We start from the raw sequence: 25,487 nt of genomic DNA, 5'->3' as shown, positions 1-25,487 counted from the left end.
AGGAGTTCTCCTACTTTTTAGTTGAAAAAATATTTTTTGCAATAGTTAAAATATCTACTATGTATACTAAATATTTTTGAAAAGATTCTGTTGACTTAAGTGCACTGGCGGTTTTCTCAACGACTACTTCAGTAACATCTTTTACATTGTCAGTTATCTCAAACCAATTTTTAAATGTTTTTGGAAGTACTGATATTATCTCTTCAATATCATCTTCATTCCTCTTAATAATTGAATTTACACTTGTTATAGTTTTAATAAGCTTTAATAATCCTACTATAAGTATAATTAAAATTATTATACCAAGAAAAATTAATAAACCTTCACCTAATTTAAAAAAATCCACATACATAATAGCACCACTATTCCTTATTAAATTTGGTTATTTCTTATTTTTCTTATCAGATACGTCAGCTTGTCCAATAATTGCAGATATATCTTCTACTGTATCTTTTGTTTCATCAATTACTTCTGAAACTGTATCTTGACTTATTGCTTTTTTTTCATTCAAATATTCTGAGATTTTTGCTTTAGCATCAACTATACCGTCTTTAGCATCACTAACTTTATTGTCAATAGTTCCTTTAAGTACTATACTTTTTTCTTTGATATTGTTTTTAAGTTCTTTTGATGAATTAGCAATATCTTTTCTAGTTTCTTTACCAGATTTAGGTGAAAAAAGTAAACCTCCGATTATACCGCTAAGACTTCCAGCTGCGGCACCAAAAATTACCTTTTTCGCTGTTCTTATTTTTTCTTTTCTTTGTATTTCTTTTTTGCGGGCTTTAAACCAGTTTGTAAACATCATAATTTTTTCCTCCTTTAAAGTTGAAAATCTTATATACATAGTATACAGTATATACTATATGTGAGTTTTTGTCAATACGTAAAGAAATATGTAAAAAAAACATATTTATGAGTAAATTTTTACAAAAATATAGTGATAAATTAAGATAGTATTAAAGAAAAAATAAAAGAATTTATATAAAGACTTTTCTCTTTCTTAAAATACTAATTATTATTAAGGCAAAAAATCCTCCAATAAGTGCAGTTATAAGCTGAGGTATTCCCATAGTAATTACTAACTTGTTAATTATTTTAGTCGGAATATTTAGTTCGAATAGCGGAATAAGTTTTGATGCTGAAATAGATAGGAATATGTATTTTATAAAAGATCCAATTATAATCCCTAAATATTTTCCATATTTACCTCGTTTATTTAAAATTATAAAACTAAGCACAAATAATATGTTGGAAGTAATTATAAAGGGTATGAAAGGTCCTAAAGCACTAGCAAGTTGGCCGGTTAGATAGGCTAGTAGAGGGGTTAAAGAACCTACTAATACCCCATAAGTACCGCCACAAATTATAGCTGTGAGTATAAGGACAGCATTAACGGCTGGACCAACAAAAAACTGGCTTATACCTGGAAAGCTTTTTCCAACTACTTGAAATACTATAGCAAGCGCAAGAAAAAGGCTTGATTTTATTAAATTATTAACATTTCTATGTTTCATAATATCAACTCCTAATTGTTTTACAAATTAATTATACCATGATATACAATAAATTTTAATATAATTAATCATAATCTACTATTAATGAAGGTACTCAAAAATATGATGGAAGAATAATAATAATATATATAAAGTCTTATTATCGTAACATTTGTTACCGACTTTCAATGTATCCCAAAGTATAATAAAGGTAGTTCAGCGGATCGATTAAATTACTTATGCTGATGTTAAATAGTCAAATTATAAATTTTAATATATGGAAGATGATTATATAAGATTGTTGTCTATCCAAAAAAACAGGAGGAATTTACAATGGGTATGTTTTGTTATCAATGTCAAGAAGCTTCAAAGGGTACAGGCTGTACAATAAAAGGGGTTTGTGGTAAAACAGATGATGTAGCTAAAATGCAAGATTTGTTAATATATATTTTAAAAGGAATATCAATTTATGCTACAAAAGCAAGAGAACTCGGGGTAGAAAATAAAGAAGTAAACAAATTTGTAGTGACTGGTTTATTTATGACTATAACAAATGCTAATTTTAGTAAAGCTAGATTTGTAGAAGCAATAACTAAGGCATTAGAATTACGAGAAGTAATTAAAAAAGAACTTGTAAATGCTGGTGGAATAATAGATGCTAATTTACCTGAATGTGCAACATGGACAGGAACACCTGCAGAATATGAGAGTAAATCAATAGATGCTTCCGTCCTTAAAACAGAGAATGAGGATATAAGATCTTTAAGAGAACTAGTGACTTATGGTATCAAAGGAATGGCAGCTTATGCTGACCACGCATTTAATTTAGGATATGAAAATAGTGATTTATATGCATTTATGCAAAAAGGCTTAGCTCAAATTACTGATGACACTTTGTCAGTTGATGAATTAGTAGCGTTAACACTTGAATGTGGTAAATATGGAGTAGACGCTATGGCATTACTTGATAACGCAAATACTACTACTTATGGTAACCCAGAAATTACAAAGGTAAATATAGGAGTTCGTAATAACCCTGGAATATTAATTAGCGGACATGATTTAAAGGATATGGAAGAATTATTAAAACAAACAGAGGGTACTGGAGTAGATGTATATACTCATAGTGAAATGTTGCCAGCAAATTATTACCCAGCGTTCAAAAAATACACTCACCTAGTAGGTAATTACGGAAATGCATGGTGGAAGCAGAATTCAGAATTTGAAAGTTTTAATGGACCAATACTTATGACAACAAACTGTATTACCCCTCCAAAAGATTCTTATAAAGAGCGAGTTTATACTACTGGAGCATCTGGATTTGACGGAATGAACCATATAGCTGATGGAACTTTCGGAGCAGCTAAAGATTTCTCAGCAATAATCGCACATGCAAAGAAATGTAGTGCACCAACTGAAATTGAAAGAGGAGAAATAGTTGGAGGATTTGCTCATAATCAAGTAATAGCACTTGCTGATAAAGTCGTAGATGCTGTAAAAACAGGAGCAATTAAGAGATTCTTCGTAATGGCTGGTTGTGATGGACGTATGAAAGGCCGCGAATATTATACTGACTTTGCAAAAGAGTTACCAACAGACACAGTTATTTTAACTGCAGGTTGTGCTAAATATAGGTATAATAAATTAAAACTAGGAGATATTGGTGGAATTCCTAGAGTTTTAGATGCTGGACAGTGTAATGATTCATACTCATTAGTAGTTATTGCAATGAAACTGCAAGAAGTATTTGGATTATCTGATATTAATGAATTACCAATAACATATAATATTGCATGGTATGAACAAAAAGCTGTAATAGTGTTATTAGCACTACTTCACTTAGGTGTTAAAAATATTCATCTAGGACCAACACTACCTGCATTCTTATCTCCAAATGTTGTCAATGTATTAGTTGAAAACTTTGGAATAGCTGGAATAGGAAATGTACAAGATGATATAAAAATGTTTATGGCTTAAAGATTTAAGCAAACATCCTAAAGTGTTTTAGGGTGTTTGTATTTATTTAGAGAAGTTTCTTAATATTTTTACAATATTATATATAGTAATGTTATAATGTATACAAGAGTTTTAAAAGTTAATTTTTTATCAAACAAAAAATTACAAATTAAGTGTTAATATTCTGAACTTTAGAATATTTTAAAAAAACTATTGAATAATTGTAGAATATATTTTAAAATGTATAAATGGTAAGATAAAACTTGAAATCGGTTTTAATTATCTCCATATAAACTTTTGATCCTTATATTATTAGGTATGTTGCTGATTAGATCAGGCATGAACCAAATAAAATGCTAATAAGGCATCTTATTAGTTTATGTCTTTTATTTTAAAAATGAAAAAAGAGTTATTAAGCTGTTTTTGTAGATTTGGCTACTTTAATAGATTATAATAAATGTATTTAAAATATGTAACAATGAGCAAACTAATATTTAAATGATTAATTAATAATTGTTAGTTATCTTATAGAAAGGCGATTCTAAAATTCTAGAAATTAATTAAAGCAAAAGATAAGAGTAATTTATGTGTTTTAATCATTACTGAAAATGCAGAAGTGGAATCTGTAGAATTTGATTTAGGAAATGTAGATAAAAACAATGAAATTATTATAATAAGATTATAAAGGTAAAGGTGGTTACATTATGATAGAAAAGAAGGCGACAGTAAAAAATGAAACTGGAATACATGCAAGGCCTGCATTATCAGTAGTGAAAGAGGCTTCAAAATTTAAATCAGAAGTTCTTATAGTAAAAGATGGTAATGAGTACAATGCAAAAAGTATAGTAGCTATAATGTGTATGGCAGCCACTAAAGGTGATGAAATTATAATAAAAGCAAGTGGTGCAGATGAAGAAGCTGCTGCAGTTGCTATGGTGAAACTTATCGAGCAAGGGCTTACAAATTAGTAGGAAAAAAATTATAATCGAAAATATAAAAACAGGAATAACAGGAGGGTAAAATTATGTTAAAAGCAGTAGGTGTATCATTTGGAATAGCTATAGGAAAAGCATTACTTATTAACGATGAAGTAGTTGAAGTAAAGAAAATCAAGGTTTCGGATTCAAAGGGAGAGGTTGCTAGGTTTGATAATGCATTGAAAGAAGCAATTGTAGAGCTTGAAAAAATGGTTGAAGGTGTAAAGGAAAAACTAGGAGATGCAAAAGCAGAAATATTCGAAGCACATTTATGTATGCTTGAAGATCCAGAATTTATAGGTGCTATTCAAAAGAAAATTGATGATGAGATGGTAAGTGCTGAATACTCACTACAAACCGTATCTACAGAAACAGCTGCTGTTTTTGAAAATATGGATAATGCATATATGAAAGAAAGAGCAGTAGATATTAGGGATGTAAGTAAAAGAGTGATGAACATATTAATGGGAATAAAAGTTGCGTCTATTGCAGACATTCAAGATGAGTGCATATTAGTTGCAAGAGACCTTACTCCATCAGATACAGCGCAGATTGATAAAGAAAAGGTTTTGGCTTTTGTAACTGAAATAGGAGGAAGAACTGCTCATACATCTATTATTGCACGTTCTTTAGAATTACCTGCTGTTGTAGGCGCAGGTAGTGGTATACATAAAATTAAAGATGGTGATTTAATTATTGTAGACGGAGAAGAAGGTTTAGTTATTATTAAACCAGACGAGAAAACTTTGAATGAATATAAAATCAAAAGAGAAGAATTTATTGAATCTAAACATCAATTACTTAAATATGCGACAATGTCATCTATAACAACTGATGGCAAAAAAGTTGAAATAGCTGCAAATATAGGTTCAGCTGCAGATTTAGGAGCTGTACTTAAAAATGGCGCAGAAGCTATAGGATTATTTAGAACTGAGTTTTTATATATGGCAAACGATGCTCTACCAACTGAGGAAGAACAATTTGGAGAATATAAATCAGTTCTTGAAAAGATGAATGGAAAACCTGTTATTATAAGGACATTAGATATAGGTGGAGATAAAAAATTAGATTACCTACCTATGGACGAGGAAATGAATCCGTTCCTCGGATATAGAGCTATAAGACTTTGCCTTGATAGAACAGATATATTTAAAACTCAATTAAGAGCTCTAGTAAGAGCATCTGCATTCGGTAAGCTTAAAATCATGTTTCCTATGATATGTAATATTCAAGAGCTTAGAGCAGCTAAGAAATTACTTGAGGAGTGTACAAAAGAGCTTAAGTCTGAGGGAGTAACTTTTGATGAGAAAATAGAAGTTGGTATTATGATAGAAATACCATCTGCTGCAATAATATCAGATGTATTGGCTAAAGAAGTAGATTTCTTCAGCATTGGTACTAATGATTTGATTCAATATACTTTGGCAGTAGATAGAATGAACGAGAAAATATCATATTTATATGATTTTTATCATCCAGCTGTGTTAAGACTTATTAAAATAGTAATAGATAATGGACATAAAGCCGGAATAACTGTAAATATGTGTGGTGAGATGGCAGGAGACGCAAACCTTATCCCTGTACTTCTTGGATTTGGACTAGATGAATTTAGTATGAGTGCAGCTTCAATATTAAGAGCACGTAAAACTATTACAAATTCTAGCTTTAAAGAATGTGAAAAACTATCAGCACCAGTACTTACATTTGGTGATGCAGATGAAATAAAGGATTATATAAAGGCTAATATAAAAGCATAAGATATATTAGCTAATTATTCTAAAGCAATCTATTCTTTAATTAAGGATAGGTTGCTTTTTTATATGAAAAATATATATAATATCTCTTATAGAAGATTTATAAAAAGGGTGAGATTATATGACTAAATTTAACGAAAAACTTATATTTCATATAGATGTTAATTCAGCATTTCTTTCTTGGAGTGCTGCGAAGATGATAAAGCAAGGAGAAAAGACCGATCTGAGGGCTATTGCTGCTGTAATAGGTGGAGACGAACAGTCTCGAAGGGGGGTAGTTCTCGCAAAATCTATGATAGCTAAAAGGAGTGGAATAGTAACAGGGGAGAGCTTATTTACTGCAAGAAAGAAATGTGTAAATCTTGTAGTTGTATCACCTGATTTTAGGTTATATGAAAGCTGTAGTAAGGCTATGAGAAAAATATTTGGTGACTATACACCACTTATTGAGAAATTTTCTATAGATGAGTGTTATTTAGATGTAACAAGTTATAATACGTCTAAAGAAGCAGCACTAAAACTTGCATATGATATTAAAGATAGGATAAAGAAAGAGTTAGGGTTTACAGTAAATATAGGTATGTCAGATGTTAAGCTACTAGCGAAAATGGCATCTGATTTTGAAAAACCGGATAAGGTGCATACGCTTTATAAGAATGAAGTAGAAAAAAAATTGTGGCATCTTCCAGTTGGAGAGCTTTTCATGGTTGGGCGTAGAAGTGTTCCAAGGCTTAATAATTTAAATATATTTACTATAGGAGATTTAGCAAAGTACGATGCTCAATTTTTAAAATATCATTTTAAAAGTAGTGGTAGAATGATGTGGGAATATGCAAATGGAATAGATAATAGAGAAGTAAGATCGGATAAACGAGAGCTCAAAGGAATAAACAATTCAACAACACTGGCAAATGATATTAAAAGTAAAGATGAGGCTTATATAGTATTGTTAGAATTAGTTGAACATACGGCTAGTAGATTAAGAAATATAAAAAAGTGTTGCTACTCTATTTCAGTAACTATAAGAAATAATGAATTTATTGATTATTCACGTAGTACTACTTTAAAGAGCTCTACGGATCAAACGCAGGAGATATTAAAAACGGTAAGGACTCTTTTTGATGAATTGTGGAAAGGTGAGCCCATAAGATTACTTGGGGTTTCTCTTAATAATTTATGTGATGATAATTTTAAACAAATATCAATTTTTGATCTTGATAATACTAGTGATGAAAAGAAAAGAAGTATAGATAAAACTATAGATAGTTTGCGCAATAAATATGGCGAAACTGCAGTTATGAAATCAATATTACTAAAGAAAAAATAGTGTACTTAGTTATAAATAAGGAATCCCATTACAAGTTATTGTTCTAAATTGTAAAAAGTAATATAAAATAGTTATGAGTATTGTTTTATATTGTATTACTGAAAGCAATACAGCGCTAAAAGTGATACATTGTTGAAAACAATACAGCACTGAAAGTGATGACTTATGGGGGTATGAAAATATGGATAACAGAGCACTAATACCTTTATATACTAATGGAGATATGATAAATAATTTATATACGGTTGTAATTGAGGAGTTTGCAGAAATAAAAAGTGAAAGTACAAGGAAGCTGTTAACGATTAGTACAAATACACCATTATATGAAGCTACCTGTGGTAAAATAATGGAAGGTGACTTAAATGTTCAATTTTTAAATGAATTTACATCACAGAAAATTGAAGAGAGAGTTTCAATTGTAATAACAATTCTGTCAAGATTAAAGAATATGTTAAATGAGCAAAATATGTTAAAGGTCATCACGAGTGAAAGCGATGTGGCAAATATTAAGGAATTTGATTTTGTTCAGTTCACTTGCGAATTATATAAAAATCCAGTATTAGAATATATAGAAGATATAATTAGAGTTATGGAAATGCAGTTGGCATTTTCACCGGAGCCACTAGAAAATGGGGATGAAAGTGAAGAACATAAAGTTAAAAGGCAAGTCTTAAAAATCTTAAAAGATGATATGGAAGTCTGCAAAACTGAAAAATGTATAAAGTTTATTAGTAGTAATATTGGTGATAGTAATACAAAAGTTATAGTGCCACTGGAGATAAAACATATGGCAGATAATTTGGATTATATTGAAGGTGCCAGAATTACTGTTCTTGGTAAGGTGGTAAGAATTCCAAATAAAAATAAAACTGAAATAAATAACAATGATTTGCTTAGTGGAACTTATTTTGATTATTTAAATGAGGAGTATTTTAAAGAATTTAAAAACAGGTTTCTAAAAGATACAACTTTAATTAACGATTATGATTCAAACAATCTAGTAATTGACGGACCTGTAATTGAGATTATACCAATAGCAATGTATATTTAAATTGTAATAAATAAACGGAAAGTAATATTGGAGGAGTTATGTTTATACCAAATGATGTAAAAGTAATTTTGGATACTTTAAAAAATAATGGATATGAATCTTATATAGTGGGGGGCAGTGTACGTGATGCTACAATCGGGAAAGATGTTCCTAAAGATTATGATATAACTACTAATGCCCTGCCAGAAGAGATAATTAGAATTTTTGATAAGACCGTTCCAACGGGAATAAAACATGGGACTATTACTGTTATGGTAAATGGAGAGGGCTACGAGGTTACAACTTACAGAATAGATGGTGAATATCTAGATAATAGAAGACCGAGTGGTGTTACTTTTGTTTTAAATTTAAAAGAAGATTTAGCAAGGCGTGATTTTACAATAAATGCTTTAGCGTTCAACGAGGTGGATGGTCTTATAGATTGTTTTGACGGTATTTTTGATTTGGAAAATAAAATAATTAGATCTGTAGGTGAACCTAATAAAAGATTTAAGGAAGATGCTCTAAGAATGCTTAGGGCTATTCGTTTTGCAGCCTCACTAGATTTTGATATAGAAGAAAAAACTATGATTGCTATAAAAATGAATTGTAACCTTATATCAAATGTAAGTACTGAAAGAATTAGAGATGAATTATGTAAAATGTTAGTATCTAATAAAACTACAAAAGCTTTTAAATTACTTGAAGAAACTAAATTATTGCAGATTATACTACCAGAACTTCAATTAACAGTAGGATTTAATCAGCAAAATCCTCACCATGACAAAGATGTATTTTCCCACATATTAGCTGTAGTAGAAAAATGCCCACCAGTTCTTAACATAAGAATGGCAGGATTACTTCATGATATCGCTAAACCAGATTGCTTTATTATTGATGTGAGTGGGATAGGACATTTTTATGACCATGATAGAAAGGGAGCTAAAATAGCAGGTCAAATACTTAGAAGACTTAAATTTGATAATGAGAGTATAACTGAAATTGAAATTTTAGTAAAGGAGCATATGAATATACTTACAAAGCCAACAGCTATTTCCGTGAAACGTCTTATTAATAGAACTAGTATGAATTTAGTCTTTAGCCTTTTTGCATTGCAAAGAGCAGATGCTTTAGGGTCACGGTTTCCACAAATTCGATTAGATGAAATTAATAGAGTGGAGAAACAGACGATAGATATTATAGAGTCTAAAGTCCCTTTAGCTATAAAAGAACTAGCAGTAAACGGTAAAGATTTAATGAATGAATTTTCTATTAAGCCAGGAGCTCAGATAGGAGTTATGCTGAAATTTCTTTTAAACATAGTATTAGAAAACTCGGAGCTTAATACTAAAGATAAACTTTTATCTATAATTTATAATAAGTATTATAAAAATTAAAACATCCAAAATAATTAGATGAAAAGTGACACCCTAACTTCAATAGTTGGGTGTCATTTTTTTATCAACTTTCACGTTTTAAACTCTTATTTCACGTTACGCAGGAGAAACTTCATACGAATCTTATTCTTATTTTTTATTCTAGGGAGATTTCATTTTGAGTTATTATAAATATTTGGTATAAAACATTAAATTAGGAACAAAATAAGAATGCACGTAAAACCAAATTGTTAAATTACATGAGAGAAGGTATGTATATGAAAACTAATGAAATAATTACTGTTCTAAATGAAAATGGTGATAAAGTTGATTTAGAACTAATTGATGCTATTAAAATGGATGGAACTGATTATGTAATAGTTGGACCTAAGGATTCAGATGAGGCATATGCCTATAAGTCAGTTGTAGTTAATGGCGAAGTAGAATATAAATCAATAGGTGAGGGCGATGAGTTTAAAAAAGTATTGAAAAAGTATAGCGAGCATTAATATTGCAGCATATAAGGGATGATTGGTGTTTTTTAAATCTATAATAAACAATTAGGAGGTTTCGTATGAAGAGTCGTGAAGAAGCTAGTAAGGATAATTCCCGTAATTATATTAACAAAGACATAAAATCAAGAAATCCACATTCTAAAAATCAAATTATTCAATCCATTGAGGAAAGCGCATATAATGATAGTGTTTTTACAACTAACAAAAGTGAGTACGGTGGAAACAAGTCAGAATAACTAATAAAGAGATATTAATAAAAAGAGCAAGCGTTTGTTATCTAAACTAAAATAGTATATAGTTTAGATAAGATAACTTGCTCTTTTGTTGTAATAATAAAAAATTATGAAATAAAATAATAAATAGAAAGGAATTAGTGCATGGTTAAAATGTTTGAAGAATTTCAAAAACATCTAATGGAGGATAAAAATCCGTCTTTATATTTTGATGAAATTATAAATAATAAAGATATTTACACACTATATCCGTATACATTATTGAGAAATCTGATTGAGACTCCACAATCACCAGTTCACCATCCTGAAGGGAATGTATGGAAACATACAATGTTAGTTATAGATAATGCTGCAAAAAGGAAAGAATTTAGTGAGAATCCGATTGCTTTTATGTGGGCTGCTTTATTACATGATTTAGGGAAAGCACCTACTACAAAAGTTAAAAAAGGAAAGATAACATCTTATGATCATGATAAAGTTGGTGCGAATCTTAGCCAAGAGTTCCTTTGTGCACTTACAAATGATGAAGCACTAATTAATCAGGTGACAGCTTTAGTTAGATGGCATATGCAAACTCTTTTTGTAACAAAAAATTTACCATTTGGAAATGTTAAAGAAATGGCTGCAGATATATCTATTAAAGAAATTGCTTTGTTATCTGAGTGTGATAGACTTGGCAGAGGTGGTATGAATGACACTAAAATCTGCGAGGAAAAAGAGAATATCAAATCTTTCATTAAAAAGTGTGAATCGCAGTTGTTGTCTTCTAAGTAATCTAGATAAATTCATATATCATAGTATGTTCTACCATAAGTGTATATATTGTTAGAACAGCATTCACTTCACCTTGTAATTCTAAAATTTATTTTATTTATGTCTGCTAAAAACCGCAAACTCGCTCCGCTCAAACATGCGGTTTTCTTACGCAGATATAAATAAAATAAATTAAGAATTACTAAGGTTTGTTCAATTGCTGTTTACACAATATATACGCTTATTGCCGAATTACTATTTTATTGGAATTAACAAGATTATCAGGATGCTTCAAAAGAACCATAGCCTTTTAGTCTATGGGGATAGTTATGGAAGAAACGGATGCTTTGGAATATGAGAGAATGGAAGGGAATTATCAGGATATTTTAAAAGAACCATAGCCTTTTAGGTTATGGGGATGGTTATGGAGAAAAGGGTGTTTTGGTATATGAGAGAATGGAAAAAGATTATCAGAACGCTTCAAAAGAACTATAGCCTTTTAGGCTATAGGGGGTAATTTGAAAGACTGGGAGATGAGTTTAGTGGAGTATGAGGGGATAGTGTATAGACCGCCTAGTGAGGCTTATAGTCTTATTGTACAGGTTACTATTGGGTGTTCACATAATGGATGTACTTTTTGCGGGATGTATAAAGATAAGAAGTTTAGGGTACGTGAATTAAAAGATATTATATCTGATCTTGAGCAGGCTAAGTTAGATTATGGGGTAGTTAAAAGAATTTTTCTAGCAGATGGGGATGCTTTAGTTTTAAAAACTAGTGAATTAAAAATAATTTTATTAAAAATTAAAGAGTTGTTTCCGGGGTGCGAGAGAGTGGGGGTTTATACTACGCCGAAGGACATTTTAGCAAAGTCAGTAGAGGACCTTAGTTTGCTTAAGGCTCTGGGAATTGGTATTTTGTATCTTGGAGTTGAATCTGGAAGTAATGAAATATTAAAGAGTATAAACAAAGGTGTAACTGCCCAAAATTTGATTATGGCAGGTAGAAAGGTTAAGGAGAGCGGTATAAAATTATCAACTACTCTGATTTCGGGTATAGGCGGCAGAGAAAAAATCAGTGAGAATGCTATAGAGTCTGCGAAACTTATAAGTGCTATAAATCCAGATTATGTTGGATTTTTGACTTTAATGTTAGAAAGCGGAACCCCTATTTATAAAGATATACAAAATGGTATCTTCCATGTATTAACTCCGGAAGAAGTAGTTCAGGAGTTAAGGGAATTCCTTGAAAATGTAGAAGTTACTAATTGTATTTTTAGAAGCAATCATGCTTCAAATTATGTATCGCTTTCTGGAACGTTACCAGTTGATAAAGATAAGTTACTTTCGGATATTGATATAACACTTAAAGGCAAACATGGATATAAACAAGAGGAATATAGGAGACTATAATTGGATAGAAAGAGATTTTATCTATATTAAAAATAAAAAAGGTGCTGATATTATGAAAGAAAAAATTCTTGAATTACTTAAGGCCAGTGGAAATGATTTTGTGTCGGGTCAAAAGATTAGTGAGGTTTTAGGAGTTAGTCGTGCGGCTATTTGGAAACATATAAAGGTTATTAAAGAGGATGGTTACGAAGTTGAAGCTATTTCAAGAAAGGGTTATAGAATAATCTCATCACCTGATATACTCACCTTTGAGGAGATTAAAAATCATCTAAATACAGAGTGTATAGGTAAAAATATTATTTACTGCAATTCTATAGGGTCAACAAACACTAAGGCCAAAGAGCTTGCGGAAATGGGGAAGGAACATGGCACAGTTGTTATAAGTGAAGAACAAACATTAGGACGTGGAAGGCTAGGACGAAATTTTTTATCACCAAAATATAAGGGTATATGGATGTCACTTATACTTAGACCTAATATACTTACAGAAAATATATCAAAGATAACACTTCTTGGAGCAGCAGCTGTTCAAAAAGCTATTATGAAAATGGGGGTTAAAACAAGTATTAAATGGCCTAATGATATAATTCTTAATGGTAAAAAAGTATGTGGTATATTAACAGAAATGAGCGGAGAAATAGATCATGTAAATTACTTAGTTATGGGAATTGGAATCAATGTAAATCTAGAAAAAGAAGATATTACAACTGATTTAAAAGATGTAGCTACGTCAATTAAGATTGAAAGTGGTAAACTTATGGACAGGAAGTTACTTCTTGCTAACATTTTAAATATATTTGAAGAGTTATATAACGATTTTGTAGAAAATGATAGTATAAAAGAAACTTTAGAGATATGTAGAAAAAATTCGGTCCTTATAGGTAAAGAGATTAAATTAATAAATAGAGGAAAAGTAACAATAGCTAAAGCAATTGATATAAGTGATAAAGGTGAATTAGTTGTCGAGAATTCTAGTGGCAATGTTGAATATATTGTATCAGGAGAAGTATCTATTAGAGGAATGGATGGATATAGTGATTAAAATAATTTAAATCTATATTTTTATATGGACATGTTGGCGAGGTTAACGGTATAATATGTTTATTAAGTTTGAAAGGAGAATTGTCATGGAAGAAAATAAAGTTATTACGATGCTCGATGAAGATGGAGAAAAGGTTGATTTTGAAATAATTGAAATTATTGAATTAGATGAAAATAAATATGCATTGCTCGCTCCAATAGGAGAAGAAGATGATGCTTTCGTCTATAAAATAGAATTAGTAGACGATAAAGAACAATATATTACAGTAGAAGATGAGGAAGAATTTGCAAAAGTATTAGAAGAATATGAATCAACATTTGAAGAATAAGTAATAGGCCAATAGACCATTTGGGTTTATTGGCTTTTTATTGTAGATATTAAATAACTATTATACAATTTGAGGAGGAAAAGTTTTGAATTTAGTTGCGGTTGATATGGAAGCACTTATAGAAACAATTTCGCATGTTGATGATAATTTAGGGAAAAGTTATCTAGATTCAGTTACTGGCGAGGTTATATATATTCCAACAGAAGTAAGTTTAGCGTTAGAAAATGGGACATTGGAGGAAAATACCTTCGATAATTGGTTAAAAGAATTTGTTAATGTTGCGACTCTCATTAATGAGGATAAGGCAAATAGGTACTTAATTACTCCACTAATAGATGATGATTTTTATATAAAAGCTATGAAGGAATATGTTAAAACTAAAATCAGTAATTCTGATTTGAAATTAGAATTAACGGAGGCATTAAAAAGCAATGAGCCTACAAAAAAGTTTAAACATATTCTAATGGATAAACAAAATACAATGGATGTATGCGAAGACGATGAATGCACTACGGATGAGTATTATAAATATGAAGACCATTGTATAAATGAATTCATTATAGAGTGGTTAAAATCAAACCGTATTGAACTAAAATATTTAAATTAAATTATAATGTTATCAATGGATTTATGGGGGTAAGTACATGTTAGTATATCAAGTAGCAATAAGGCTTGCGCTTGCAGTTTTAGTCGGTGGTTTAATTGGGTATGAGAGAGAGTTTAAAAATAGACCAGCTGGGTTTAGAACACATATATTAGTATGTCTAGGTGCGGCAATTACTTCAATGATACAATTATACTCTATTCAAGAAACAACTAATATGATTCTGCAACATCCAGAGCTCCAATCGGCTATGAAAGTAGATATTGGAAGGCTGGGAGCACAAGTTATAACAGGGGTAGGTTTTTTAGGGGCAGGTACTATTATACATGATAAAGGATCAATAAAAGGGCTTACTACTGCAGCGAGCATATGGACAGTTGCTTGTATTGGTCTTGCTATTGGACTAGGGTATTATACTTTAACGATATTATCAGCTATATGTGTTTTTATAGTATTAGTATTTCTTAAGACTTTTGAGAATAAGCTTTTTAAAAATACTAATGTCCTAAAATTGGAAATCCAATATGTTAACAAAAAAGACATGGTTGAAAAACTAGAAAAATATTTTGACAGTGTTAGCATAAAAGTTAAAAATATAGAATTTGTGATTGATGATGAAGAAGATGAAAATGAAACTTCAAAGTACAGTACAACGATGTATACAATTTTAGCGCCAAGATATATTAAGAGTAGTGGTATTGTGCAAAAGTTATGTGCTTTTGAGGAAATCTATAAAGCTGAAATAATGTAAGGAAGGATTCTAATATTTCAATTTATAAACAAAATATATTAGACATATCTCAATCAATAATATATAGGTTAAAGTATAAAGTAGTTTTTTGAATTTGTTCATAGTTATCACCCCTTATATATTGTATGTTAGAGAGTGGGGTAACATAATTAAAATACAAAAATATTGTGTATAAAATTAGCAAAACAAAAAGAGTACCCATAATAGGTACTCTTTTTGTTTTGTTAAAATTATCTTCTAGATTTAGCAACTTCAATATTTACTTTTCTACTATTTAATCTCTTACCTGAACTATTATTTAAAATAGCATCAACTAAGTTTGAAGGTACATCTAAGAAAGAAAATTTATCTAAGATGTCAATACGACCAAGTTCAGTTTTGTTAATATTAGCAGTTTCACATAAGAAAGCGATAATATCCTTAGTCATAACTTCATCCATTCTTCCTATAGATAAGAATAGTCTAACAGTATCAGATGTTGTTGTTGTAGAATCATCTGCATAGTTATAGTTAACTTCTTTATCAAAAATAATTTTTATTAAAGAAGCAGCTACATCTTCATCACCAAATTCTGAAATAAGATTTTGTCCTAGTGGAAGAAAGCTTTCATATAAATTTTCTTTTAGAACTAATTTTATTTGATCTATAATAGTATCTGATTTAGCAGCAAAAATATCTGTTATAGTAGGTACAGTTTTTTTGTTAATTACACTTTTAGTATCACGTTCAATTTGTCTTATAGCTGATAATTCACGTCTTGTTATAAGATTATATGCTGTACCTTCTTTACCTGCTCTACCAGTTCTACCAATTCTATGTATATATGATTCGCTATCTTGTGGTAAATCATAATTTATTACATGAGTAACATCCTCAACATCGATTCCTCTTGCAGCTACATCAGTTGCAATTAAGAAGTTTAAATTACCTTCTTTGAATTTCTTAAGAGTGTTCATTCTTTGGCTTTGTTTCATGTCTCCGTGCATACCTTCTACAGTATAACCTCTAGGTTGTAATGCATCAACTAACTCATCTACACCTTTTTTAGTTTTACAGAATAGTATACAAGTTTTAGGAGCATCAACATCAAGAATTCTACATAATGATTCAAATTTGTTTTTATTATTTACTTCATAATAATATTGCTTTATAGTAGAAACTGTTAAAGATTTCTTTTCTATAGCAATAATTTTTGTTTCTGGATGCATATATTTCTTTGACAATATTTTAATAGCTCTTGGCATAGTAGCTGAGAAAAGTAAAGTCTGTCTATCTGAACTTAAATTACTTATAATACTTTCAATATCTTCAATAAAGCCCATGTTTAACATTTCGTCAGCTTCATCTAAAACAAGAAACTTAGCATTTGCAAGTTTTAAAGTACCCTTTCTAATATGGTCTAGTAATCTTCCTGGAGTTCCAACTACAATATCTACTCCTCTTTTTAGAGCGGATATTTGTCTATCGATAGATTGACCACCATAGATTGGTAATATCTTAATTCTTTCATGTTTTGCAATTCGTGAAAGTTCTTCAGCAACTTGAACAGCAAGTTCTCTTGTTGGAGACATTATTATTGCTTGAACTTTACCATTTGATTTTTCCATTCTACTTAAAATGGGTGCACCAAATGCTAATGTTTTACCAGTTCCTGTTTGAGCCTGACCTATGATATCAAAGCCAGCAAGTACTACTGGAATAGCTTTTTCTTGGATATCAGATGGGTATTCAAATTTTAAATCTTGTATAGCGTGTAGTACAGATTCGTTTAGTCCTAATTCATCAAACTTAATTTTTTCCATTAATTAAAATTCCTCTTTCTTCTCATAAAGTATCAAATACATCTATTATTACAATTTTCTATACAAAACAATAAATATTAAACTAAAAAAGCAAAATTAAATTGCTTTTCATTATTACTTTAAAAAACTCCTCAAAATTGAGTTCTTTTCAATAATATAAATAAGAGGTAATCCAATTCCATAACAGCAGACTAATTCTCCCCATGCAACTTGCAGCATACAAAGTAAAAGGGGCATGTCCTTGACATATAAAAGCTTTAACAGTATGCCTATAACAAAGGCATTTACTAGCACAGCTGGTAATGGAGCAAGTATTTTTTTAAACTTTAGTTTGCTCTTACCAATATAGTAAGTTAAAATTGCGGATATAAGTGTTGCAAGGGAACCGAAAACCATATCCATAATACCTAGTGGACTTATAATATTAGAAACTATACAACCTATTAGCAATCCTGGAATAGAAAAGGATGCGAAGTAAGGTAGGATAGTAAGCCCTTCAGCTACGCGATATTGAATAACTCCAAAGCTGAAAAACGATAAGCTTAGAGTTAAAGCCGCATAAATAGCAGCCACCATTGCTGCAAAAACGATTTTTCTTATTTTTACAGACATAGTTCCTTCATTTAATTTAATATTCAATTTTGTGCCTCCATAGTTTTAGTTTAAGACAGGATGGTTGCGAACTGTCTATGAGTATTTGACTCGAACTTTAATTTTAGTATATAAATCTTAATTAGTCAATAGCTTTTGATATAATTCACAAAAAAATGTGCTTTAAATTGGTTAAGAATATAGTTTAAAGTAGTTAAAAGTATGATATAGTTAAACAACATATGCGGTTTACTTAAATGTATCAAATTATTTTTAAAATTAAGGTTTAAATTACCTCTTGAATGTATTAATATTGTGTTTTAAGATGATAATTAATAATATAGTTTTAGGTTAAAGGAGAATATGATGATTAAAGAAATTTTTAACACAAAACAAACAGAGCTAAATAATGGTATAAAACTTATTACTATTAAAAAGGATAGTCAAATATCAGCAGTTCATGCTGGAGTAAATATAGGTTCACTTTTTGAAGAAAAAGATGAAAAAGGAATAGCACACTTTATTGAACATATGCTGTTTAAAGGTACGCAGGTTAGAACAAATGAGAAACTAAACAGTGATTTAGAAAATTTAGGTGGAGAATATAATGCTTATACTGATTTTAATTCTACAGTATATAGTGCGACGGTTTTAAATGAGGAATTAGAGAATGCTATAACACTTATGGGGGATATGATTTTAAACTCTACTTTTCCAATTGGTGAAATTGAAAAGGAACGAGGCGTTATATTATCTGAAATTAGAACAATTAATGATGATATTGAAGATTTAAGTTTTCAAAGAGTTAATGAAATCGCGTTTAAATATAGTCCGCTTAGGGAAGATACTATTGGAAATGAAGATATTATAAAAAATGTTACAAGGGAGCAACTTGTTAAGTTTTATAATAAATATTATTTGCCCAATAATTCTTTTATATCTATTGTATCCCCATTTGAACATGAAGACATAATAAATATTGTAAATAAGTGTTTTGGTAATTGGACTAGAAAGAAATTTGATAAGAAAAAAATAGTAACTGAAAAACAACAATTTATAAAAAAAATATCATATAAAAAAGAAATTGAGCAAAGTACAATACTTTATTTATATACATTTAATGGATTATCTAAAGACGAGGAACTAGCACTTAGAATATTAAATTTTAAGTTTGGTGAAAGTTCTAATTCTATATTGTTTAGAGAACTACGCGAGGAAAGAGGATTGTCCTATGATGTTTACACTCATTTAGATACTTCAAATAATGTTAAAACTCTTTATATTTATACCTCGGTATCAGAAAAAAATGTTGATGAGGCAATCCTTGTAATTGATACTGTAATTAAAGACATCGAAACTGAGAAAATAGTTTTTGATGATAATACAATATCTTTAATGAAAAAAATAATGAAAACTGCCATTGCATCAACACTTGAGGATTCTACGGATCTTTCAAATTATGTACTTCATCAGGCTATGGATAACGAAGATATATATCAATTTACTGATGATATAAAAAACATGGGAAATGTTAAAAGTGAGGATTTATATAATGTTTCTAGAAAAGTATTACAAAAACCAACAATTCACATATTTTTACCAGAAAAGAGAGGCTAATATTGAGTAGTCTTATTACAAAAATTGAATTCCAAAAGAAGAATAAAGCTAGAGTTAACATCTATATGGATGGGGAGTATGCTTTTGCATGTGATGCTCAGCTTGTTTATATTCATAATATAACTAAAGGTAGAGCCATGGACAAGGAGAGCCTTGAAAGTATAGTTAATGAAGATAATTATATAAAAGGAAAAACTTGTGCACTTCATTTTTTAGAAAGAAGCTTTAAGTCAACAAAGCAAGTAATAGATAAATTAACGATGAAAGAATTTGATGCTAAGACCATAGAACGGGTAATGGACTTTCTAAGGCGGTATGATTTTATTGATGATAGTCTATTTATCCAGTTATATATAAAAGAAAAAATTAGATCTTGTGGTAAAAATAAGATTAAGTTTGCCTTATTAAAAAAATTTCTACCTAAGGAATTGATTAATGAAGAACTTAATAAAATAACTAGTGAGCAGCTATTGGAAACAGCTTTAAAGTTAGCAAATAAAAAGATTGTAACATTATCTAAGAGTGAAAAAGACCACCAAAAACTATACAAAAAAACATCAGATTATTTAGCCCGTAGTGGATATGATTACGAATTAATTAGAAAAGTTATGGATGAAATCGCCAGTGATGACAAGGATGATGACCTTGTAGAAGGTGCACCTTTAGGGAAAGGTGAGGTGTATGAAGATACATCCGCACAAGATTATAATAAATTGTACGAACTAGCTAGTAAAAGGTACAATATATTAATTAAGTCAGAGACTGATAAGAAAAAAATATACAAAAGGCTTTACGATTATCTTTTAAGGCGTGGTTTTAGGTGGGAACAAATCAAAAAAGTATTAGGAAATTTGATTAATGGTGTGGAAGATGAATAGATATGAGGTGAATTATAACTTTAGTTTATCTCATCCTCAAAATATAATAAGTCGGAGGAAAAAGATGATACGAATTAAAGCAGGTGATAGTATTGTTTAGGCAACCCGTAAGTATGATTTTGTTATTATTATTTATATACCCAATAATTAGAGGGTTTATATCTAAGTTTTCATCGGAATATTTAAAAGGATCTATTGAAGGCGTCTTTCAAAGCTTCTCTTTTTTGTTTTCTTTGTGTTTAGGAATTTATTACACTAAAAAAATATTTATTCAACATGATGAAGGCATGTATGCAAACATATATAAAAATATACCGCCAAAGGCTATAGAATTTATTAATAGTAGTCCATTGGTAATTTATATATTGCTTATGCCACTTTTGATAATGATAATTTACAGCATCATAACTTTTGTTGTTAATATTATTGCTCATATCACTCTTTATCCTTTATTTGATACTATAGAGAATAAGTTAAAGAAAAAGAGTATTTTATTTAATAGAATTGTTGGTGCAATATTTCAAGTGCCTAAAGCAATTTCTTATGTAATTGTTATTACTTTTGTATTGAATTTTATGTCACTTCTCAATGTAGCGGATACATATAATAAGTATTTGGAAGAATCACAAGCATACAATTATATATCAAAGGAAGTAGTAATTCCTCTTACTAATTCGAAACTTGCGAAAAAACTTCCTAATATCGTTAATAATTCATTTACGATAGTTGTGAAAGATCCTTCTACACTTGCGCCTAATGTACAAAACAATAGGAAACAGGGTATTGTTTATTACAACGGCATTACACTAGAGCAAGGAGTTAAGTCTAATGATGAGATAAATAAGTTCGCTATTAACTTAGCTCAAGGTAAAGATGGTACGAGGGATAAAGCCAAGGCTATATACAAGTGGGTAGGTAGTGAAATAGTTTATAGTGACGAAAAAGCAAATAGAGTATTAAATAATGATACACAAATGACATCTGGAGCCATCCCAACTTTTGATTCTAAAAGTGGAATATGTTTCGATTATGCATGTCTCTACGTCGCTATGTGCAGAGCTAACAATATAAAGGTTAGAATTATAACTGGTCAAGGGTTTAATGGAAGTAATTGGGTTAGTCATGCTTGGAATCAAGTATATATAGCAGGAGAGAATAAATGGATTAATGTAGATCCTACATTTTTAATTGGAGGAGACTATTTTGATACTAAAAGATTTACTATAGATCATAAGCAAGAGAGCATAGCTGGAGAGTGGTAAAAGAAGAGCTACCTAAAATTATAATGTACCCTATAGGGCAGACGGATTTAAAAAAGTCTACCCGGTAGGGTATTTTTATGTATAATAAAGAAAAGTATAATAATTTAAATTAGATATATACAAGGATGGTGGAAATTTAAATGAGCAACAAAACATTTACAGAAAAAGATGTAGCAATACTAGCTAAAAACAAAAATGTTAAAGCAGTAAGTATGAAGGGAATTACATATACAGATGAATTTAAACGCATTTTTATAATAGAGAACGAAAAAGGAAAATTTCCAAGGGAGATATTTGAAGAAAATGGGTTTGATATAGATATAGTTGGGATTAAACGTGCTAAATCATCAGGATCTCGCTGGAGAGCTGCATATAGAAATGAAGGTATATGTGGACTAAATGATGCAAGAAATGCGAATACTGGAAGACCAAGAGTGAGAGAACTTTCCGCAGACGAAAGATGCGAGCGCCTTAAAGCCCAAATTAACTTGCTGAAAGCTGAGAATGAATTGTTAAAAAAAATCGACATCCTAGAAAGAAGGCTGATAAGCAAGAAATAATCTTAGTAGCACAGGAAAAATTTATTCTTATAAATTCACAAATCGAAAAATATAAGCTCAAAAATATGCTTACCCATTTATGCAAAATTACGGGTGTATCTCGTTCTGGATATTACAATTATTTCTCTACTAAAGCTCTCAGCCGTAGGCGCCAACGCGATAGGTTGGATGAAGCAGTAGGTGAAATTGTACTAAATGCATATAACTTTAAAAATCGTAAAAAAGGAGCTAGACAAATAAAAATGACATTAGAAGGCGAATTTGGAATCGTATACAATTTAAAACGTATTAGAAGAATAATGAAAAAGTATGGTATCATTTGCCCCATTAGAAAAGCGAATCCATATAAACGTATGATGAAAGCTACAAAGGAGCATACTGTTTTAAAAAATCTATTAAATAGAAATTTCAAACAGAATATACCTGGAAAAGTATTGCTTACAGATATAACTTATCTATTTTACGGAAAAAGTAAGAAGGCATATTTATCTACGATTAAGGATGGATCTACAAATGAGATTTTGGCATACAATGTGACTGATAATTTGAGATTAGATATCGTAACAGACACTATACATAATCTGAAAAAGAATAGAAAAATTAAATTGCCTAAAGATGCATTTATACACTCAGATCAAGGATTTCATTATACGAATCCGACATTTCAAAAGCTAGTAAAAAAATCTGGTTTAGGACAATCAATGTCAAGACGTGGAAACTGCTGGGATAATGCTCCACAAGAATCATTCTTTGGCCATTTCAAAGATGAGGCATACATAAAATCATGTGAAACATTAGAACAACTAAAGCAAGAGATTAAGCAATATATGATCTACTATAATAAATTTAGATATCAATGGGGTCTAAAAAAGATGACTCCTGTTCAATACAGAAATCATCTTCTCAAATCAGCATAGACTTTTTTTAAAATTGTCCTTGACAAGGGGTACACATTAAATTAGGTAGCTCTTTTATAACTTTTTAATAATAAATTAATTGCCTTTTCACAATCTTCATCATCATTATTTAGTGACCAAGCGGTATTAAAATAATATAATGCTTTTGGTTTGTTAAAACACATGGCATAACAGTAAGCTAAGTTGAAGAAATATTTGCTTTCACGGCGAAGAGATATGGCAGCATGAAATAAAGGTATTGCATCTTCATATTTTTTTAAGTGAATATAACATACTGCACTGTTATAAAGTGCGCCAGCCTCATTATCTTTCATTTCAGCAGCTTTTTTATATAGAGATATTGCTCTATTATAATCTTTAGTATTGTAAATATCGTTAGCCTTTTGAAAGTATTCCATTATTATCCTCCTTATGATTCGTAAAAGAATTACAAATTTATTATCCTAAATCTCATGGAAATAAAATTAATATTAGATCATTATTAATTTAAATGAGACTAATATGGACAGTATTTATATTGAATTGGTCATTCAATATAAATACTGTCCAAGGGTTTTAATTTATATTCACTATAAGTAAAATTTCATTTATTTTTAAAAACCACTTTTCTTTCAATAAATGCCACCACTTCATACATAAGGTAAGCGAGTATTGCGAGTATTACTATGCTCATCATTACCATATCTAGCTCGGAAACTTGACCACCATAAATTATTAAAAAACCTAGGCCTTCTTTAGCTACTAAGAATTCACCCATAATTACACCAACCCAAGATAGGCCTACGTTTATTTTAAGTGCAGAAATGAGAGTAGGAATAGAAGCAGGAATAATTAGGGTATTTAATATTTGAAGTTTTGAGGCACCAAAGGTCTTTAAAAGTTTTATTTTATCTTCATCAACTTCTCTAAAACCACCTAGGATGCTTATTATAGTTACAACTATTGATATTAAAAGAGCAATTACTATTATTGCTTTTATACCATTACCTACCCAAAATATAATAATAGGTGCAAGAGCTACTTTAGGCAAAGCGTTCAACACAATTAAATATGGGTCTAAAACTTTGGATACAAAATCGGACCACCACAATAGTACTGCGATAAGGGCGCCTAAAATTGTTCCAAGTAAAAAACCTGCTATGGTTTCAAAACATGTTACCGAGATATGAGTTAAAAGTGTTCCTTCATTATATACTTGTATAAAGGATGTAAACATTTTCGAGGGCGTACTTGTTAGGAATGAATCTATCCATTGGAGTCTGCCAGCTATTTCCCAAAGACTAAAAAATGTTATTAATATTATTATCCTTGTGAAAATAATAATGTGTTTTCTCCTTTTTACGTCTTTAATATATTTTTTCTGTTCATTGCTTTCAATCAGCATTATTATTCAACTCCTTCCAAATTTCATTGAAGTAAATACTAAATTTTGGAGCTTCTCTACGTTTTAACGGATAAGAAAAGTTTTCACCAAATTCTAGTGTCATGTGTTTAACAATTACAGCGGGGCGTTTAGAAAGGATAATAATTTCATCGGACATAGCGATAGCTTCTGCAATGTCATGCGTTACCATTATCGTAGTTTTTTTCTCTTTTTTTATAATTTCATAAACCTCATCACTAATGTTTAATCTAGTTTGATAATCTAAAGCTGAAAAAGGTTCATCTAAAAGAAGTAATTCAGGACTTAAAGCTAAGGTTCTAATTAAAGCAACCCTTTGCCTCATGCCTCCAGATAATTCTCTAGGGTGATGGTCTCTAAATTCCCAGAGATTATAACTTATTAGAAGTCTTTTTACTAATTCTTTATTGGAAGCTGTAATAGAATGGTTAATTTTAAGGCCTAGAAGTACATTGTCCCATATAGTTAGCCAGTCAAACAATTGATCCTTTTGAAACATATATCCGATTTTTAAAAAACTTACGCTATCGGTACTACTATTGATTTTAATTTCTCCAGATGACGGAGAAATTAAGCCTGCTATTATATTTAATAACGTAGATTTTCCGCAACCAGAAGGCCCTACAATACTTAAAAAGTGACCTTCTTGTACACCAAAGGAAATATCTGCTAGAGCAGGAGTTTCTGCAGTTAAGGAGTGGTAATTCATACATATATTATTAATTTCTACTTTAATCACTTTATCATCCCCTCAAAGTTATAGTTTAGTATATGAGGGCTTATATTGTATTGTTAACGAACATTTTAGAAGATGATGATAAATGTTGTTAAATAAAATTTATACTTATTAGATATTATAGGAATAGAAAATAATTGACATTAGTTTCTAAAATAATTAAACAAA

General features: G+C 30.0%; 26 protein-coding genes. 18 read left to right on the top strand and 8 right to left on the bottom strand.

Annotation, left to right across the window (positions count from 1 at the left end; all coding sequences use genetic code 11):
- Window positions 1-10: 10 nt before the first annotated feature.
- The 3 genes from A7L45_RS18095 to A7L45_RS18085 form a co-directional block, all read right to left on the bottom strand.
- The gene (locus A7L45_RS18095; RefSeq protein ID WP_071614078.1) at window positions 11-352 is read right to left on the bottom strand and encodes a hypothetical protein; all 342 of its coding nucleotides are present in this window, start codon (window positions 350-352) and stop codon (window positions 11-13) included.
- 30 nt (window positions 353-382) lie between these two features.
- Entirely contained in the window at window positions 383-808 is a 426-nt protein-coding gene (locus A7L45_RS18090) for a YtxH domain-containing protein (RefSeq protein ID WP_071614077.1), read from the bottom strand.
- Window positions 809-980: 172 nt separating this feature from the next.
- Window positions 981-1,517 (bottom strand): ECF transporter S component, encoded by a 537-nt coding sequence (locus A7L45_RS18085; RefSeq protein WP_071614076.1) that lies wholly within the window; start codon window positions 1,515-1,517, stop codon window positions 981-983.
- 312 nt (window positions 1,518-1,829) lie between these two features.
- On the opposite strand from A7L45_RS18085, the gene hcp reads away from it, so the two are divergent.
- The 14 genes from hcp (at window position 1,830) to A7L45_RS18020 (ending at window position 15,554) form a co-directional block, all read left to right on the top strand.
- Complete coding sequence (gene hcp, locus A7L45_RS18080; protein ID WP_071614075.1) at window positions 1,830-3,473, top strand: hydroxylamine reductase; 1,644 nt, start codon at window positions 1,830-1,832, stop codon at window positions 3,471-3,473.
- A gap of 683 nt (window positions 3,474-4,156) precedes the next feature.
- On the top strand, window positions 4,157-4,420 hold the full coding sequence (locus tag A7L45_RS18075; protein ID WP_071614074.1) for an HPr family phosphocarrier protein: 264 nt from the start codon (window positions 4,157-4,159) through the stop codon (window positions 4,418-4,420).
- 56 nt (window positions 4,421-4,476) lie between these two features.
- Window positions 4,477-6,186, top strand: coding sequence for a phosphoenolpyruvate--protein phosphotransferase (ptsP, locus tag A7L45_RS18070; RefSeq protein ID WP_071614073.1), 1,710 nt, complete (start codon window positions 4,477-4,479; stop codon window positions 6,184-6,186).
- Between the two features lie 118 nt (window positions 6,187-6,304).
- On the top strand, window positions 6,305-7,510 hold the full coding sequence (locus A7L45_RS18065) for a DNA polymerase Y family protein (protein WP_071614072.1): 1,206 nt from the start codon (window positions 6,305-6,307) through the stop codon (window positions 7,508-7,510).
- Between the two features lie 181 nt (window positions 7,511-7,691).
- Window positions 7,692-8,561, top strand: coding sequence for a DUF6414 family protein (locus tag A7L45_RS18060; RefSeq protein WP_071614071.1), 870 nt, complete (start codon window positions 7,692-7,694; stop codon window positions 8,559-8,561).
- A gap of 38 nt (window positions 8,562-8,599) precedes the next feature.
- On the top strand, window positions 8,600-9,937 hold the full coding sequence (locus A7L45_RS18055) for a CCA tRNA nucleotidyltransferase (protein ID WP_071614070.1): 1,338 nt from the start codon (window positions 8,600-8,602) through the stop codon (window positions 9,935-9,937).
- Window positions 9,938-10,194: 257 nt separating this feature from the next.
- Window positions 10,195-10,425, top strand: coding sequence for a DUF1292 domain-containing protein (locus A7L45_RS18050; RefSeq protein ID WP_071614069.1), 231 nt, complete (start codon window positions 10,195-10,197; stop codon window positions 10,423-10,425).
- 65 nt (window positions 10,426-10,490) lie between these two features.
- Complete coding sequence (locus tag A7L45_RS23380) at window positions 10,491-10,667, top strand: hypothetical protein (protein ID WP_153882484.1); 177 nt, start codon at window positions 10,491-10,493, stop codon at window positions 10,665-10,667.
- A gap of 141 nt (window positions 10,668-10,808) precedes the next feature.
- Window positions 10,809-11,438 carry an HDIG domain-containing metalloprotein gene (locus A7L45_RS18045; protein ID WP_071614068.1) on the top strand — a complete coding sequence of 210 codons (630 nt, stop codon included), beginning with the start codon at window positions 10,809-10,811 and terminating at the stop codon, window positions 11,436-11,438.
- Window positions 11,439-11,959: 521 nt separating this feature from the next.
- Window positions 11,960-12,829 carry a radical SAM protein gene (locus A7L45_RS18040; RefSeq protein ID WP_071615041.1) on the top strand — a complete coding sequence of 290 codons (870 nt, stop codon included), beginning with the start codon at window positions 11,960-11,962 and terminating at the stop codon, window positions 12,827-12,829.
- Window positions 12,830-12,881: 52 nt separating this feature from the next.
- The gene (locus tag A7L45_RS18035; RefSeq protein ID WP_071615040.1) at window positions 12,882-13,871 is read left to right on the top strand and encodes a biotin--[acetyl-CoA-carboxylase] ligase; all 990 of its coding nucleotides are present in this window, start codon (window positions 12,882-12,884) and stop codon (window positions 13,869-13,871) included.
- An 85-nt stretch (window positions 13,872-13,956) separates the two neighbouring features.
- Entirely contained in the window at window positions 13,957-14,199 is a 243-nt protein-coding gene (locus tag A7L45_RS18030) for a DUF1292 domain-containing protein (protein ID WP_071614067.1), read from the top strand.
- Window positions 14,200-14,284: 85 nt separating this feature from the next.
- Window positions 14,285-14,806, top strand: coding sequence for a UPF0158 family protein (locus A7L45_RS18025; protein ID WP_071614066.1), 522 nt, complete (start codon window positions 14,285-14,287; stop codon window positions 14,804-14,806).
- Between the two features lie 37 nt (window positions 14,807-14,843).
- Window positions 14,844-15,554: an MgtC/SapB family protein gene (locus A7L45_RS18020; protein ID WP_071614065.1), complete on the top strand. Its 711-nt coding sequence runs from the start codon at window positions 14,844-14,846 to the stop codon at window positions 15,552-15,554.
- Between the two features lie 230 nt (window positions 15,555-15,784).
- On the opposite strand, the gene A7L45_RS18015 is transcribed toward A7L45_RS18020, so the two are convergent.
- Window positions 15,785-17,356: a DEAD/DEAH box helicase gene (locus tag A7L45_RS18015; protein WP_071614064.1), complete on the bottom strand. Its 1,572-nt coding sequence runs from the start codon at window positions 17,354-17,356 to the stop codon at window positions 15,785-15,787.
- A 114-nt stretch (window positions 17,357-17,470) separates the two neighbouring features.
- Window positions 17,471-17,995 (bottom strand): QueT transporter family protein, encoded by a 525-nt coding sequence (locus A7L45_RS18010; protein WP_369700372.1) that lies wholly within the window; start codon window positions 17,993-17,995, stop codon window positions 17,471-17,473.
- A gap of 318 nt (window positions 17,996-18,313) precedes the next feature.
- On the opposite strand from A7L45_RS18010, the gene A7L45_RS18005 reads away from it, so the two are divergent.
- From A7L45_RS18005 to A7L45_RS22650, 4 genes are all read left to right on the top strand, one after another.
- Complete coding sequence (locus A7L45_RS18005; RefSeq protein ID WP_071614063.1) at window positions 18,314-19,564, top strand: M16 family metallopeptidase; 1,251 nt, start codon at window positions 18,314-18,316, stop codon at window positions 19,562-19,564.
- Window positions 19,565-19,566: 2 nt separating this feature from the next.
- The gene (gene recX, locus A7L45_RS18000; protein WP_071614062.1) at window positions 19,567-20,442 is read left to right on the top strand and encodes a recombination regulator RecX; all 876 of its coding nucleotides are present in this window, start codon (window positions 19,567-19,569) and stop codon (window positions 20,440-20,442) included.
- 113 nt (window positions 20,443-20,555) lie between these two features.
- Window positions 20,556-21,704 carry a transglutaminase-like domain-containing protein gene (locus A7L45_RS17995; RefSeq protein ID WP_071615038.1) on the top strand — a complete coding sequence of 383 codons (1,149 nt, stop codon included), beginning with the start codon at window positions 20,556-20,558 and terminating at the stop codon, window positions 21,702-21,704.
- Window positions 21,705-21,844: 140 nt separating this feature from the next.
- Window positions 21,845-23,181, top strand: a protein-coding gene (locus tag A7L45_RS22650; RefSeq protein ID WP_152025077.1) for an IS3 family transposase whose coding sequence is annotated in 2 segments (ribosomal slippage) — window positions 21,845-22,229 and window positions 22,229-23,181 — 1,338 coding nt in all. Because the reading frame shifts where the segments join, the coding sequence is not laid out codon by codon here.
- Between the two features lie 41 nt (window positions 23,182-23,222).
- On the opposite strand, the gene A7L45_RS17980 is transcribed toward A7L45_RS22650, so the two are convergent.
- From A7L45_RS17980 to A7L45_RS17970, 3 genes are all read right to left on the bottom strand, one after another.
- Window positions 23,223-23,579: a tetratricopeptide repeat protein gene (locus A7L45_RS17980; protein WP_071614061.1), complete on the bottom strand. Its 357-nt coding sequence runs from the start codon at window positions 23,577-23,579 to the stop codon at window positions 23,223-23,225.
- 185 nt (window positions 23,580-23,764) lie between these two features.
- Window positions 23,765-24,565 carry an ABC transporter permease gene (locus tag A7L45_RS17975; RefSeq protein ID WP_071614060.1) on the bottom strand — a complete coding sequence of 267 codons (801 nt, stop codon included), beginning with the start codon at window positions 24,563-24,565 and terminating at the stop codon, window positions 23,765-23,767.
- Entirely contained in the window at window positions 24,555-25,292 is a 738-nt protein-coding gene (locus A7L45_RS17970) for an ABC transporter ATP-binding protein (protein WP_253198622.1), read from the bottom strand. The genes A7L45_RS17975 and A7L45_RS17970 overlap by 11 nt, the downstream gene beginning before the upstream one ends.
- Between the last annotated feature and the right edge of the window lie 195 nt (window positions 25,293-25,487).

The organism is Clostridium estertheticum subsp. estertheticum, assembly GCF_001877035.1.
In the GTDB taxonomy this organism is placed as follows: domain Bacteria; phylum Bacillota; class Clostridia; order Clostridiales; family Clostridiaceae; genus Clostridium_AD; species Clostridium_AD estertheticum.
The sequence above is the reverse complement of the archived record's forward strand: the minus strand, read 5'-3'. Positions and strand labels throughout refer to the sequence as shown.

Excerpts from the sequence above, each read along its gene's own strand:
- A7L45_RS18095 (WP_071614078.1), bottom strand. The coding sequence starts at position 352 with ATGTATGTGGATTTTTTTAAATTAGGTGAAGGTTTATTAATTTTTCTT.
- A7L45_RS18090 (WP_071614077.1), bottom strand. The coding sequence starts at position 808 with ATGATGTTTACAAACTGGTTTAAAGCCCGCAAAAAAGAAATACAAAGA.
- A7L45_RS18085 (WP_071614076.1), bottom strand. The coding sequence starts at position 1,517 with ATGAAACATAGAAATGTTAATAATTTAATAAAATCAAGCCTTTTTCTT.
- hcp (WP_071614075.1), top strand. The coding sequence starts at position 1,830 with ATGGGTATGTTTTGTTATCAATGTCAAGAAGCTTCAAAGGGTACAGGC.
- A7L45_RS18075 (WP_071614074.1), top strand. The coding sequence starts at position 4,157 with ATGATAGAAAAGAAGGCGACAGTAAAAAATGAAACTGGAATACATGCA.
- ptsP (WP_071614073.1), top strand. The coding sequence starts at position 4,477 with ATGTTAAAAGCAGTAGGTGTATCATTTGGAATAGCTATAGGAAAAGCA.
- A7L45_RS18065 (WP_071614072.1), top strand. The coding sequence starts at position 6,305 with ATGACTAAATTTAACGAAAAACTTATATTTCATATAGATGTTAATTCA.
- A7L45_RS18060 (WP_071614071.1), top strand. The coding sequence starts at position 7,692 with ATGGATAACAGAGCACTAATACCTTTATATACTAATGGAGATATGATA.
- A7L45_RS18055 (WP_071614070.1), top strand. The coding sequence starts at position 8,600 with ATGTTTATACCAAATGATGTAAAAGTAATTTTGGATACTTTAAAAAAT.
- A7L45_RS18050 (WP_071614069.1), top strand. The coding sequence starts at position 10,195 with ATGAAAACTAATGAAATAATTACTGTTCTAAATGAAAATGGTGATAAA.
- A7L45_RS23380 (WP_153882484.1), top strand. The coding sequence starts at position 10,491 with ATGAAGAGTCGTGAAGAAGCTAGTAAGGATAATTCCCGTAATTATATT.
- A7L45_RS18045 (WP_071614068.1), top strand. The coding sequence starts at position 10,809 with ATGGTTAAAATGTTTGAAGAATTTCAAAAACATCTAATGGAGGATAAA.
- A7L45_RS18035 (WP_071615040.1), top strand. The coding sequence starts at position 12,882 with ATGAAAGAAAAAATTCTTGAATTACTTAAGGCCAGTGGAAATGATTTT.
- A7L45_RS18030 (WP_071614067.1), top strand. The coding sequence starts at position 13,957 with ATGGAAGAAAATAAAGTTATTACGATGCTCGATGAAGATGGAGAAAAG.
- A7L45_RS18020 (WP_071614065.1), top strand. The coding sequence starts at position 14,844 with ATGTTAGTATATCAAGTAGCAATAAGGCTTGCGCTTGCAGTTTTAGTC.
- A7L45_RS18015 (WP_071614064.1), bottom strand. The coding sequence starts at position 17,356 with ATGGAAAAAATTAAGTTTGATGAATTAGGACTAAACGAATCTGTACTA.
- A7L45_RS18005 (WP_071614063.1), top strand. The coding sequence starts at position 18,314 with ATGATTAAAGAAATTTTTAACACAAAACAAACAGAGCTAAATAATGGT.
- A7L45_RS17995 (WP_071615038.1), top strand. The coding sequence starts at position 20,556 with ATGATTTTGTTATTATTATTTATATACCCAATAATTAGAGGGTTTATA.
- A7L45_RS17980 (WP_071614061.1), bottom strand. The coding sequence starts at position 23,579 with ATGGAATACTTTCAAAAGGCTAACGATATTTACAATACTAAAGATTAT.
- A7L45_RS17975 (WP_071614060.1), bottom strand. The coding sequence starts at position 24,565 with ATGCTGATTGAAAGCAATGAACAGAAAAAATATATTAAAGACGTAAAA.
- A7L45_RS17970 (WP_253198622.1), bottom strand. The coding sequence starts at position 25,292 with ATGAATTACCACTCCTTAACTGCAGAAACTCCTGCTCTAGCAGATATT.